Consider the following 12,211-nt stretch of genomic DNA (forward strand, 5'->3'; position numbering starts at 1 on the left):
GACCTGACCATGCGTGCCATACGTCTCGCGCCGCTCGCCGCCCTGACCACCGCCGTCCTGGCGTTCGCCGCTCCGGCGGCCGCCGCCGTTCCGGTGCCGGGACCGGTTCCGGTGCCCGCTCCCGCGACCGGCGCGACAACGGGAACGGACCCCGGTGCCGCAGCCGACGCGGGCACGGGCGCGGGCGCGGATTCCGGTGCGGTGGCGGAGCAGGGCGGCGGGGTGACCTCGTTCGGGTTCACCGTGGCCCCGGAGACCGTCGCGCCCGGCGGTACGGTCACCCTGCGGGCGACGGAGTGCTCCGGCCCCGCCGTGACCGCCTCGTCGGGTGTCTTCGCACCGGTCACCCTGGCCGAGGGGCTGCCCGGCACGGCGACCGTCTTCCCGGAGGCGGAGCCGGGGACCGCGTACGACATCACCTTCGACTGCCAGGGCGAACGGGGCACCGCACGGCTGCTCGTCGCCGAGGAGTCCGAGGCGGGACGGGTTCGGGCAGGGCAGGATCCGGCCGGGCAGGAGGACGGCGGCGTCGTCGTCCGGGAACCGGTTCCGGATTCCGGTACCGGTACCCGCGATTCCGGTGCGCACGATTCCGGTGCGGGGGCGCACGACGGTACGTCGGCACACCGCTCCGAGTCCCCGGTGAAGCCGGACGGCGGGGTACGGGCGGGTGGCGGAGGCAGTCTGCCGCAGTCCGGTCCCGAGCGGATCGCCGCCGGGTCCGCTCTGATGGCGGGCGCGGCAGCGGCCGGTGCCGTCCTGTTCGCGGTACGCCGGCGGCGTACCGGCCACGGCGTCTGACGCCCCCTCACCGCCGTGCTGCCGCCGCCCCCGCCGCCCGCCCATCGCGCTCCGCGCGGCGGACCGTGGTTCGCGCTGCTCTGCGTCCTGCTGTTGGGGTTCTTCCTGGTGCGTACGGGGACGGGCGCGCCGGGCACCGGACCCGGCGCGTCGGCAGCGGTCGGCCCGCCCCGGCCCGCACCGGCCGCCGCCGGAGGCCGTACCGGCGCCGAACCACCGGGCACAGCCGTACCGCTCCCCCACTCCCCACCGCGCCGGATCGTCATCCCGTCCCTGCGGATCGACGCCCCGGTGCTCGGTACGGGGCTGACCGCGGACCGGTCCGTCGCACCGCCGCCCACCGGGGAACCCAACCTCGCGGGCTGGTACACAGGATCCGTATCACCCGGTGAACGCGGTACGGCCGTCGTCGTCGGCCATGTCGACACCGAGACCGGCCCGGCCGTCTTCCACCCTCTGGCCCGGCTCGGCCCCGGGGACCGTATCGAGGTGGGCCGGGAGGACGGCCGTACCGCGGTGTTCACGGTGTACGGCGTCGAGTCCCTGCCCCGGGACGGTTTCCCGGCCGGCCGGGTCTACCGGGACGCGCCCGGGCCCGAGCTCCGGCTGATCACCTGCGGCGGCCGCTGGTCGCCGGGGGCTGGCTACGAGGAGAACGTGGTCGTGTTCGCCCGGGCGGGCGGCTGAGCCCGTCCGACGAGCGCGACGGCCTCGGGAACCGTGAGGCTGCCGCCCTCCCCGTACGCGCGCTGCCACGCCTCCCCGCCCAGTGCCGCCCGGGCCGCCGCCTCGGCCTCGGTCCGGGTCCGCCGCTCGTCGTGGAAGGGCTGGAGGCCGAGCCCGCCGGAGCGGTGCCCCGCCGCGTCGAAGACGGCGATCAGCCGTGCCGCGTCCTCGGCTTCCCCGAGCCGGGCCATCGCCCAGGCGGCGCAGAGGAACTGGTCCACCATCAGCCGGGTGACGAAGTCTCCGAGCCCCTCCAGCAGGCGGAGCGCGGTCCGGCAGTGGTCAAGGGCCCGTGGGAACCGGCCGTCCTGGCAGTCGAGCCACGCGTGGATGCCGCTGATCAGCCCCCGGAACAGCTCGGGCGCCTCCGCGCTGAGCTGCTTCTCCAATACGTCGAGCTGGGCGCGGGCCTGCTCGGTCCGTCCGGTGGCGCCGTAGTGCCGGGCGAGGAGCATATTCGGGGTGGCCAGGAACTCCGCCTCTCCGGCAGTCGTCCCGGCGTCCCGGGCCGCGTCGAGCAGTTCCCGCTCCGCGGCCTCCCGCACGGCCGGATCGGTGGCCGTCCGCAGCTTCAGGAACATCAGGCGCGCCTTGTAGACGGAGGACACCTGTACGGGCTGGCGGGACCGGTCCACGATCCGCAGGGCGTCCTGGTAGTCGGCGGCGGCCGCCTCGTTCCGGCCGTTCCACTCGTGGTTCTCGCCCCGGACCGCGTACGACTCGGCAATGCCCCAGTCGTCACCGGCGGCCGTGAACAGGGCGAGGGCCCGGTCCGGGTCCGATTCCGGGCCGGCGTCCTCGGGTGTCACGCCCGGCGGTCCCTCTCCGCCGGGTGGCCGGGTGAACGCGCCCGACCGCAGCCGTACCCGCATGAGCAGGGTGAAGCCCAGGTCCCAGCCGTCCGCCGCGCCCCGCGCGTACTGCTCCTCGCAGGCGGCGACGAGGGCGTCGGCGGACTCGTCGAGACCCGTGAAGCCGCCGGTCATCAGCTTGCAGAAGAACCACATGGCCGCGGGCTGGCGGACCAGTTGGGGCAGCCCCGGTTCATAGGCGCCGACAATGCGCCGGAGCCGGTCCCGGGTTTCGGCCTTCTTCACCGCCATACCGTCGGGGCCGCCCGCGGCCAGCGCCGTCATGCGGACGCCGCGCCGCGCCTCCCACAACCGGTCCGGGGACCACGGCGGCGGTGTGTCGGTGCAGCGTCCCGCGACCGGCTCGGCGGGCCGTACGGGTGCCTCGAACGGATCGGGCCCGAGGGCGGCGACGGCGGTCGACCAGGTACGGGCGTCGGACTGGAGCGACCGCAACTGCCAGTACCAGCCCAGGGAGAGGACGAGGCAGAGCCCCTCCTGCTCCTCCTCGTAGTGGACGGCGGTGCGCAGGGCGGCCCGGACATTGCCGATCTCGGTGTCCAGCCGGGTCATCCACATGCTGCCGCCGGGGCCGCGCAGGGCGGATTCACCGATCCGGGTCAGTTCGCGGTACGTCCTCAGATGGCCGCGCTCGACGGCCTCCCGCTCCCCGGCTGCGTCGAGGCGGTCGGCGGCGTACTCGGCCACGGTTTCGAGGAGGCGGTAGCGCATGGCGGAGCCGTCGCCGGGCGCGGCGACCACCAGCGACTTGTCGACCAGGGCGCCCAGGGCGTGCAGGACGTCGGGACCATCGGGACTGTCGGGGCTGTCAGGGCTGTCGGGACCGCCGTCCGGACCGGCACCGCAGACGGCCTCCGCCTCCGGGAGGGCGCAGCCTCCGGCGAAGACGGAGAGGCGGCGCAGGACGGTGCGTTCGTGGTGGTCGAGGAGGTCCCAGGACCAGTCGACGACGGCGCGGAGGGTTTGCTGGCGGGGCAGGACGGTGCGGCTGCCGCCGGTGAGGAGGCGGAAGCGGTCGTCGAGGCGGTCGGCTATCTGGCGGGTGGTGAGCATGCGCAGGCGGGCGGCGGCGAGTTCGATGGCGAGGGGGAGGCCGTCGAGGCGGCGGCAGATCTCGGCGGCGGCCCGCGGGTCGTCGGTGACGGTGAATCCGGGGCGGGCGGCGGCACCGCGCTCCCCCAGCAGCCGCAGCGCGGCATCCCGGTGCAGCGGGCCCACCGGCCGCACCAGCTCACCGGGCACGCCCAGCGGTTCACGGCTCGTCGCCAGAACCGTCACCCCCGGACAGCTCTCCAGCACCCGCGCCACCAGCCCCGCCGCCGCACCCACCACATGCTCACAGTTGTCCACGATCAACAGCATCCGCCGCTGCCGGCAGTGCTCCACCAGACGGGCGAGCGGATCGGGTGCCTGGCCCGGGGCCCGTACGGCCAGGGGAGGTTCGCGGACGCCCAGCGCCGCGAGGACGGCGTCGGCAACGGCCGTACCGCCGTCGCGCACCGGGGCGAGTTCGGAGATCCACACGCCGTCCGGGTACGCGGGGCCCTTCGTGCTGCTGGTGCCGGTGGTGCCTGCGGTGTCGGCGGCCTCCAGGGCCAGCCGGGTCTTGCCCGCGCCGCCCGGGCCGACGAGGGTGACGAGGCGCTGCGTTGAGAGGGCCGACGTCACATCGGCGAGATCGTCGCCGCGGCCGACGAACGACGTCAGGCGCGCGGGAAGGTTTCCGGGTACGGGCGGAGCGTCCCCGCCTCCGGGCGGCCCGGCGAGCAGTTCGACATGGAGGGCACGCAGCCCGGCCCCGGGATCGGTGCCGAGCCGCTCCGCGAGGCGCACCCGGACCTCCTCGTAGGCGGCCAGCGCCGCGGCTTGGCGGCCGCTCGCGGCGAGCGCCCTGATCCACAGCGCCTGCAGGGGCTCGTCGAGAGGCTCGGCGGCGGCCAGCGCAGCTGCCTCGGGGAGGGCGGCATCGGCCCGGCCGAGCGCGAGCGCCGCGGCGACCGCGCCCCGGCGGGCCTCGGCATGGCGCTGCCGGGCGCGTACGGCGAGGGGATCGCGCTCCCCGTCCGGGAGGTCCGCGAGCGGCGGGCCCTGCCAGAGCGCGAGGGCCTCCCCGAAGAGCCGGGCGGCCTCGGCCGGGGGGCCCGTATCCAGAACGGCGAGGCCGTCCGCGGTGAGCGCCTCGAACCGGAAGAGGTCCACCTCGTCCGGGGCGGCGACCAGCCGGTAGCCGCCGGGAGTCAGCTCCACGGCCTCCCGCCCGATCGCCCGGCGCAACCGTCCGACGAGCGCCTGGAGGGCGGCGGCCGGATCCCGGGGCGGCTCCCCGGCCCACACCTGGGCGGCCAGCCCGGCCGGCGGTACGGGGCGGCCCGCGGCGGCGGCGAGGGCGGTGAGCAGGGCGCGTACGCGCCCTCCGCCGGGCACGACGGGGCCGTCGGCTCCGCCGGGCGGGACGGCGCGGGCGGGCCCGAGCACCCGGTAACGAATGATCACGCGCCCATTCTCCCCCGCGGGGGCGCCTCCGGCTGCGGGGTGCGGGGTGGGGGCGGTGTGCGGGGTGGGGGCGGTGTGCCGGCTGCGGGCCGTCGGGTGGCTGGTCGCGCAGTTCCCCGCGCCCCTTTCCTGCCCGCCCCTGCCCGCGGGGAGCACCCTGCGCGGTGGATGCCGGATGCCGACCGCGCGCCGCCGGTGGCCGGTCGCGCAGTTCCCCGCGCCCCTTTCCTGCCCGCCCCTGCCCGCGGGGCACGCCCTGCGGAGTGCGCCGTGCAGGGTGGGATTGTGTGCCGACCGCGCGCCGCCGGTGGCCGGTCGCGCAGTTCCCCGCGCCCCTTTCCTGCCCGCCCCTGCCCGCCCCTGCCCGCGGGGGGATGCCGGTGGCCGGGCGCGTAGTTCCCCGCGCCCCTCGGCCGGGGCCGTACGCCCATCGCGCACCGTCGGCGGCTCGGCGCGGCCCTTTCCTACCCGACCCCTCCTTGCCAGGGGCAGCACCTTCACAGGCGAGACACAAAGCGCCTCTCACCTGTAGATTGGTCTACACCATTGCGCCCGACCGACTGCCACCCAGCGTGCGCACACACAGACAGGGACTTCCGTGGAAGTTGTCATCGTTCCGGATGCCGCCGCAGGCGGCGAACTCATCGCCGAAGCCATGGCCGCCCTGCTGCGGCGCAAGCCCGAGGCCCTTCTCGGGGTCGCCACCGGGTCGACGCCGCTGCCCGTCTACCAGGCGCTGTCCGCCAAGGTCCGGGCCGGTGAGGTGGATGTGGCCGGGGCCCGGATATGCCAGCTCGACGAGTACGTGGGGCTGCCCGCCGGGCACCCCGAGTCCTACCGGTCCGTGGTGCTGCGGGAGGTCGTGGAGCCCCTCGGGCTCTCGGAAGCCTCCTTCATGGGGCCCGACGGCGGCGCCGAGGACATACCCGCCGCCTGTGCCGCCTACGACAGCGCGCTGACCGAGGCGGGCGGGGTGGACCTCCAGCTGCTCGGCATCGGTACGGACGGGCACATCGGGTTCAACGAGCCCTGCTCGTCGCTGGCGTCGCGGACCCGCATCAAGACGCTCACCGAGCAGACCCGCAAGGACAACGCTCGTTTCTTCGACAGCATCGACCAGGTCCCGCACCATGTGATCACGCAGGGGATCGGGACCATCCTGGAGGCCCGGCACCTGGTGCTGCTGGCCACCGGCGAGGCGAAGGCGGACGCCGTGGCGCTGGCCGTCGAGGGGCCGCTGTCCGCGCTGGTCCCGGCTTCGGCGCTGCAGCTCCACCCGCACGCCACGATCATCGCCGACGAGGCCGCCGCCTCGCGGCTCAAGCTGGGCGACTACTTCCGTGCCACCTACGCGGCCAAGCCCGCGTGGCAGGGGATCTGAGCCGTCGCTCCGAGACCGGTCGCGTCCCGTCCGGTTCCCGTGGGACACCCGCGGAAACCGGACGGCTTCGGCGGGTAACCGTCTTGACCCGCCGGAGGGCCGCAGGATGTAAGGATTCTGTCCCGGCCGGAACAAATCCAGCGCGCAACCACCCTTCGGGGCCCCGGGGTTGATACGGTGCGCTGGCCCGGCGCCGCCCGCGCGCGCCGGGCGGCGTGCGGATGTGCGGCCCCGGGGGGAACCACATGGACGACGACAGCGCCGCGTTCGGCGGCCCGCCCCGTGCTGCGGCGGAGGACGGGCCGGGCGGCGGGGAGCCCCCCGACGACGCCGAGGTGGTCCGGGCGAGCCTCGAACGCGTCAGACGCCGGGCCGGACACGTGGTCCGGTACTTCTTCGCCCATCTCTTCCGCCACCACCCCCATCTCCGCCCGCTGTTCCCGGCGGTGATGGACGATCAGTACGAGCGGATGTTCACCGCCCTCACCCAGGTCGTGGAGCAGTTAGGCCGTCCCGGACTCCCGGCCCGGCTGGAGCGGCTCGGCCGGGACCACCGCAAGTTCGGGGTCGCCGACGCGGACTATCCGGCCGTCGGGGCGAGTCTGGTGGCCGCCCTGCGCCGGCACTCCCCGGCCACCTGGGACGCGCCGACGGAGGCGGCCTGGCAGCGGACGTACCGGAGCATCGCCGCGCATATGGCTGCGGGTGCCCGCCGCGCCGCCGCGGCCGGGGAGCCCGGCTGCTGGGAGGCCACCGTCGTCTCGCACCGGCTGCACGGCGACCACACGGCTGTGATCCGGGCCGCCGTCCGCAGACCGTACCCCTGGCTGCCGGGGCAGTACGCGACCGTCGAGCACCAGGATCTGCCCGGAGTGTGGCGGCCCTACTCACTGGCGGGGGTCACGGTGGCGGACGAACGGGAACGGGTGCTGGAGTTCCATGTGGGCCGGGTGCCCGGCGGGCTGCTCAGCGGGGTGCTGTGCGATACGACCCGGCCGGGCCACCGGCTCCGGCTCGGCCCGGCATCGGGATCCGCGCTCGCCCCGCCGCCCGGCACTCCGGGCGTCACCCTGATCGCCGGGGGTACGGGCTGGGCCCCGGTCAAGCCGGTCCTCGACGAACTGCTGCGCCGCCGTCCGGCCCCGCGGATCCGGGTGGACGCGGTGGCCCGGGGCGAGGCCCATTTCTACGACGGGGCCTTCCTGGACGGGCTGCTCAGGGACCGGCCCTGGCTGAGCGCCTACTGGTGGTACCAGGAGCAGGGCGAGGGCCTGATCAGGGCCGCCGAACGGCTCCACGAGCATCTGCGCAGACGCCGCGACTGGGCCGGGGAGACCGTCTATCTCTGCGGCCCCGGGGGCTTTGTCCAGGAGACCGCCGAACTGCTGTTCTCGTGCGGGCTGCCGCCCGAGGCCCTGATCCGGGATCCGCAGCCGGCGTCGGCGGCGCGGCGGGGGCACGTCTCGCACGCGGAGGCGTTCCTCGACCCGTCGGCGGTGCACTGGATCGACCCGGACGCCCGGATCGGGCCGGATGCCCGGATCGGCCCGCCCGCGGACCCGGGCGCCGCCCCTCCGGCACCGGCCACCGCGGCCGGGCCGTCGTGCCTGCCGCGCCCGGCGGAGGTCAGGGGCCGTACCAGAGCGTCGTGACCTCGCAGAACTCGCGGATACCGTGCCCGGAGAGCTCCCGGCCGTATCCGGAGCGCTTGACGCCGCCGAAGGGGAAGGCGGGGTGGGACGCGGTCATGCCGTTGAAGAAGACCCCGCCCGCTTCGATCTCGCGGGCGCAGCGGGCCGTCTCGCGCTCGTCCCGGGTCCAGACACTCGAACTGAGCCCGAAGGGTGTGTCGTTGGCCAGGGCGATGGCCTGGTCGAGGTCGAGGGCGCGATAGACGGTGGCGACGGGGCCGAAGGCCTCCTCCCGGTGGATGCGCATGTCCGGGCGGACATCGGTGAGGACGGTGGGTTCGTAGAACCAGCCGTGGTCCCGGCCGGGCGGGCGGGCCGCGCCGCACAGGGCGCGGGCCCCGAGGGACAGGGCGTCGGCGACGAGGGCTTCGAGATCGGCCCGCCCCTGTTCGGTGGCGACCGGCCCGACGTCGGTGTTCTCGTCCAGGGGGTTGCCGACGACGAGCTCCCGCATCCGGGCGGTGAACCGTTCGCAGAAGGCGTCGTGGACGTCGGTGTGCACGATGAACCGTTTGGCGGCGATGCAGGACTGGCCGTTGTTCTGGACCCGGGCGGTGACGGCGGTGTCGGCGGCGCGGGCGATATCGGCGCTGGGCAGCACCACGAAGGGGTCGCTGCCGCCGAGCTCCAGGACGGTCTTCTTGACCTCGTCGCCCGCGACGGCGGCGACGGCCCGTCCGGCGGCCTCGCTGCCGGTGAGGGTGGCGGCGGCCACCCGGGGATCGCGCAGGACGGCTTCGACGGCGCCCGCCCCGATCAGCAGGGTCTGGAAGCAGCCCGCGGGCCAGCCGGCCCGCCGGAACAGCTCTTCCAGATACAGGGCCGTCCGGGGCACGTTGGAGGCATGTTTCAGCAGGGCGGTGTTCCCCGCCATCAGGGCGGGCGCGGCGAACCGTACGACCTGCCAGAGGGGGAAGTTCCACGGCATGACGGCGAGGACCACCCCGACGGGCCGGTAGCGCACCACGACCCGGGCTGCGCCCGAGTCGGCGACGTCCGTGGGGGCCGGGTGCTCGTCGGCGAGCAGCTCCTCGGCCCGGGCGGCGTACCAGCGCATGGTCCGCGCGCATTTGGCCGCCTCGGCCCGGGCCTGGGCGAGGGGTTTGCCCATCTCGGTGGTCATGGTGCGGGCGATGTGCTCGGCGTCCTCGTCGAGGAGGTCGGTGGCGCGGAGCAGCAGCCGGGCCCGGTCGGCGAATCCGCTGACCCGCTGCCCGGCGAACGCCTCCCGGGCGAGGGCGATCCGCTGCTCGACCTCGCCGGGCTCCATCGGGTCGAAGGTGCCGAGAGTCTCCCCGGTGGCGGGGTCGACCGTGGCGATGGGCATGGGGCTCTCCTCCTGGGTCTCCCGGGCACGGCGGCGTCCCGTCGCCGTGACAGGGCCACGGGGCCCTTCGACCCTCGCGTGCCCCGGCGCGTCCCGCAACGCGGCACGGGCCGCCCGTGGCCCGGACCGGCGGCAGTACCGGCAGTACGGCCGGTACGGCGGAGTCGGCCGGTCAGCCGGTACGGCTCAGCAGCCGTAGCTGTACGTCCTTCTCCTGGTCTCCCGCGGCGGTCCCCCGCCGCTCCACCTCGAACGCGGCGGCGAGGGTCTCGGTCATCCGGTCGACGGCCCAGTAGCCGCCCTGCATCTCGGCCTCCACCGGTTCCGTGAGCCGTACCGGCGCGGCCGGGGCGAGGGCGGTGGCGACGTCGAAGGTCGCCGTCCAGACCGTGGCGTGGCCCTCGGACACGTACTCGGGCCGGTCGCCTGCCTCACGGTCGCAGGCATAGGCCCGGCGGAGGACCTCGAAGACGGCGTGGGCGTCCTCCTTGGCGGAGTTGCTGATCGTGACCACGACGGGTTCGGCGTGCTGGTCGGCGCTGTTCACTGCGGTCCCCTCTGCTGGCTGAGGCTGTTGGGGTCGGTTGGGGGTCTGCTGGAGTCTGCTGGAGTCCGTTGGGGTCGGCCGGAGCCGGTCGGAGCCGGTCGGAGCCTGTCGGAGCCTGTCGGGGCCGGTTGGGGCCGGTCCGGGCCGCCGGTCGGGCCCGGTCATGGCTCCGGAGCGGCCCGGCGACCGCTGTCATCTCCAGCCTTGCGCGCCCCGGGCCCCGAGGCGAATCGGGCTCCGGCCCCGGGGCGGCGGCCGACCCAGCACAGGATCAGCAGGGAGGCGACCGCCGCCAGCGCGCACCAGGTGGAGACGAACGCGGTGCGCCACAGCAGAGCGCAGACCACGGCCCCGGCGCCGGTGACGGCGCCGAGCAGCCGCAGGATCCGGTCGCCGCTCAGCAGCAGGGCACCGACGGTCGCGAGCAGATAGCCCGCGAGGACGGCGGCCGGGGCGGGCAGGCCCACGGCGTAGCCGACGGTCCGCCCGTGGATCTCGGCGGTGACCGTCGTGCTCGCGAGCCGGTGGGCGAGGACGGCGGCGGTGACGGCGCCCGCCGCCAGGGGCACGGCGAGCCGCAGGACACCTCCCGGCCCCTGCGGGGGCCAGGTGCCGGCAGCGACCGCGAGGGGTACGTACAGCGGCAGCACCGGCAGGGCGATCACCGCCCAGACGAGGGTGGCGGGTCCGCTGCCGCCCCCGCCGTGCCAGAGCACCGCCTCGGTGATCTGGTGGGCGCCGAGCAGCAGCGGAAGCGCGGCGAGCGGCAGATCGCGGACGCGGCGCGCCCGGATGACGCAGACGGCGCCGACGGCACCGATCGCGGTGCCCGCGACGAGGTCGGCGGTAGCGCTCCAGCACACGGCGCCCGGCTCCCGGCCCGGTCCCCTAGGGGAGCCTGCGGTTCGCGAGGACGGGTACGGCCCGGCGGACGGCGGCGACCTCGTCCGGGTCGATATCGGTGATCAGCAGTCCGGGGGCGGCGGGCAGGCGCTCCCGCACGGTCCCGTCGGGGCCGACGACGGCGCTGTGGCCGATGCCCGTGGGGGCTCCCGGGGCGGCAGGGGCGCCCGTGGCGGCCGGGTCGGCCTGGTCGACGGCGGCGACCCAGAGGGTGGCGTCGAGGGCCCGGGCCCGTACCAGCAGCTCCCACTGGTCCCGCTTGCCCTCCCCCGCGCCCCAGGACGCGGGCAGCAGGGACAGGACCGCTCCGGCATCCGCATGGGCCCGGAACAGTTCGGGGAAGCGGACGTCGTAGCAGGTGGCGAGGCCGATGCGGACCCCTTCCAGATCGAAGGTGACGATCCGTGACCCGGGGGCGACGGTGGCGGACTCGGTGAAACCGAAGGCGTCGTACAGATGGATCTTGTCGTAGGCGGTCTCGACACCGGGTCCGGTCGCCAGCAGGGTGTTGGTGACCCTGCCGTCGGCCGCGGGGGTGAACATGCCCGCGACGACCACCGCGCCGGTCTCCTTGGCGATCTGCCGCACCTCGGTGGCCCAGGGGCCGTCGAGAGGTTCGGCGACGGGAGCCAGCCGGGTGCCGAAGCAGGCCATGGTGGCTTCGGGGAAGGCCACGAGCCGGGCTCCGGCATCGGCGGCGAGCCGGGTCTGCTCCCGGACGAGACCGAGGTTGCGGGCGGGGTCGGGGCCGGTGGTGAGCTGGCTCAGGGCGATGCGCATGTACGTCCCCCAGAAGAGTCGCGGTGCGGTGTGCCCGGTCCGGTCGGTCCGGGTCTCGACCCCAGCATGCTCCCGCCGCTCCCCCGTCCCGAAGGGGACCCCGCGAACGGGCGCACGGCATCACCCGGTGATCACCGGTCGGCGGCGCTGCCGCCGGGGTCCGGGGGCCGGTGGAGACCGAAGGGCGAGCCCTGGTCGTCGTGGCAGAGGACGAAGCGGCCGAAACGGGCGGTGCTCTCGTCGTCCTGTGACAAGTCTGTTTCGTCCACGCTGCCGCCCAGTTCGGTGACGCGCGCCAGGGCGGCCGCCAGATCGTCGACGCGGAAGAAGACGTACGGTCCGGCGCCGCGGTCGCCGCCGTGGATGCCGCCGGGCCCGCCCGGTGTACGGAACGCGTGCCCGCCGCCCATACCGCCGGGCTCGAAGGACCAGCCCAGCAGCGCTCCGTAGAACGCCCTGGCCCGGTCGGCGTCGGCCACACCGAGTTCGACGAAGGAGATCTCACCGGCCATCGTCCGGCCCGCCTTCCGCCCGGGTCACGGTCGCCCGGGTCCTTCCACCGTAGGGGCGGGCCCCACCCGCCGCACCCCCTAGAGCCGTCCCCGGCCGCCCCTAGAGAGGGCGGGGGTTCTTGACCGCCCGATGGCACCGGGCGAGGGTGGGAGTCGGCCGCCGCCTGACACGTGTTCG

Annotated in this window: 10 protein-coding genes; 4 read left to right on the forward strand and 6 right to left on the reverse strand. The window is 75.4% G+C overall.

Going from position 1 to position 12,211, the window contains the following annotated elements; genetic code table 11:
• The first annotated feature begins 9 nt into the window (after positions 1-9).
• Together B7R87_RS01840 and B7R87_RS01845 are read left to right on the forward strand one after the other, a co-directional pair.
• Positions 10-801, forward strand: coding sequence for a hypothetical protein (locus B7R87_RS01840; RefSeq protein WP_006350806.1), 792 nt, complete (start codon positions 10-12; stop codon positions 799-801).
• Between the two features lie 15 nt (positions 802-816).
• A complete protein-coding gene (locus tag B7R87_RS01845; RefSeq protein WP_187144590.1) occupies positions 817-1,488 on the forward strand; it encodes a class F sortase in 672 nt (223 codons plus the stop codon).
• Here B7R87_RS01845 and B7R87_RS01850 read toward each other — a convergent pair.
• Complete coding sequence (locus B7R87_RS01850) at positions 1,446-4,892, reverse strand: ATP-binding protein (protein WP_130585226.1); 3,447 nt, start codon at positions 4,890-4,892, stop codon at positions 1,446-1,448. The genes B7R87_RS01845 and B7R87_RS01850 overlap by 43 nt on opposite strands.
• A gap of 598 nt (positions 4,893-5,490) precedes the next feature.
• Between B7R87_RS01850 and nagB the strand changes: the two genes are divergently transcribed.
• Positions 5,491-6,273, forward strand: coding sequence for a glucosamine-6-phosphate deaminase (gene nagB, locus B7R87_RS01855; protein ID WP_006350803.1), 783 nt, complete (start codon positions 5,491-5,493; stop codon positions 6,271-6,273).
• A 245-nt stretch (positions 6,274-6,518) separates the two neighbouring features.
• On the forward strand, positions 6,519-7,925 hold the full coding sequence (locus B7R87_RS01860) for a globin domain-containing protein (RefSeq protein ID WP_006350802.1): 1,407 nt from the start codon (positions 6,519-6,521) through the stop codon (positions 7,923-7,925).
• Here B7R87_RS01860 and B7R87_RS01865 read toward each other — a convergent pair.
• From B7R87_RS01865 to B7R87_RS01885, 5 genes are all read right to left on the reverse strand, one after another.
• Positions 7,900-9,291, reverse strand: coding sequence for an NADP-dependent succinic semialdehyde dehydrogenase (locus tag B7R87_RS01865; RefSeq protein WP_006350801.1), 1,392 nt, complete (start codon positions 9,289-9,291; stop codon positions 7,900-7,902). The genes B7R87_RS01860 and B7R87_RS01865 overlap by 26 nt on opposite strands.
• A gap of 172 nt (positions 9,292-9,463) precedes the next feature.
• Positions 9,464-9,838 carry a hypothetical protein gene (locus tag B7R87_RS01870; protein ID WP_006350800.1) on the reverse strand — a complete coding sequence of 125 codons (375 nt, stop codon included), beginning with the start codon at positions 9,836-9,838 and terminating at the stop codon, positions 9,464-9,466.
• Between the two features lie 161 nt (positions 9,839-9,999).
• Positions 10,000-10,701 (reverse strand): DUF6629 family protein, encoded by a 702-nt coding sequence (locus B7R87_RS01875; protein ID WP_130585228.1) that lies wholly within the window; start codon positions 10,699-10,701, stop codon positions 10,000-10,002.
• A gap of 25 nt (positions 10,702-10,726) precedes the next feature.
• Positions 10,727-11,521, reverse strand: coding sequence for a carbon-nitrogen hydrolase family protein (locus tag B7R87_RS01880; protein WP_130585229.1), 795 nt, complete (start codon positions 11,519-11,521; stop codon positions 10,727-10,729).
• Between the two features lie 131 nt (positions 11,522-11,652).
• A complete protein-coding gene (locus tag B7R87_RS01885) occupies positions 11,653-12,033 on the reverse strand; it encodes a VOC family protein (RefSeq protein WP_006350797.1) in 381 nt (126 codons plus the stop codon).
• Between the last annotated feature and the right edge of the window lie 178 nt (positions 12,034-12,211).

This window comes from Streptomyces tsukubensis, from assembly GCF_003932715.1.
Taxonomy (GTDB): Bacteria; Actinomycetota; Actinomycetes; order Streptomycetales; family Streptomycetaceae; genus Streptomyces; species Streptomyces tsukubensis.

Excerpts from the sequence above, each read along its gene's own strand:
- B7R87_RS01860 (WP_006350802.1), top strand. The coding sequence starts at position 6,519 with ATGGACGACGACAGCGCCGCGTTCGGCGGCCCGCCCCGTGCTGCGGCG.
- B7R87_RS01840 (WP_006350806.1), top strand. The coding sequence starts at position 10 with ATGCGTGCCATACGTCTCGCGCCGCTCGCCGCCCTGACCACCGCCGTC.
- B7R87_RS01885 (WP_006350797.1), bottom strand. The coding sequence starts at position 12,033 with ATGGCCGGTGAGATCTCCTTCGTCGAACTCGGTGTGGCCGACGCCGAC.
- B7R87_RS01865 (WP_006350801.1), bottom strand. The coding sequence starts at position 9,291 with ATGCCCATCGCCACGGTCGACCCCGCCACCGGGGAGACTCTCGGCACC.
- B7R87_RS01880 (WP_130585229.1), bottom strand. The coding sequence starts at position 11,521 with ATGCGCATCGCCCTGAGCCAGCTCACCACCGGCCCCGACCCCGCCCGC.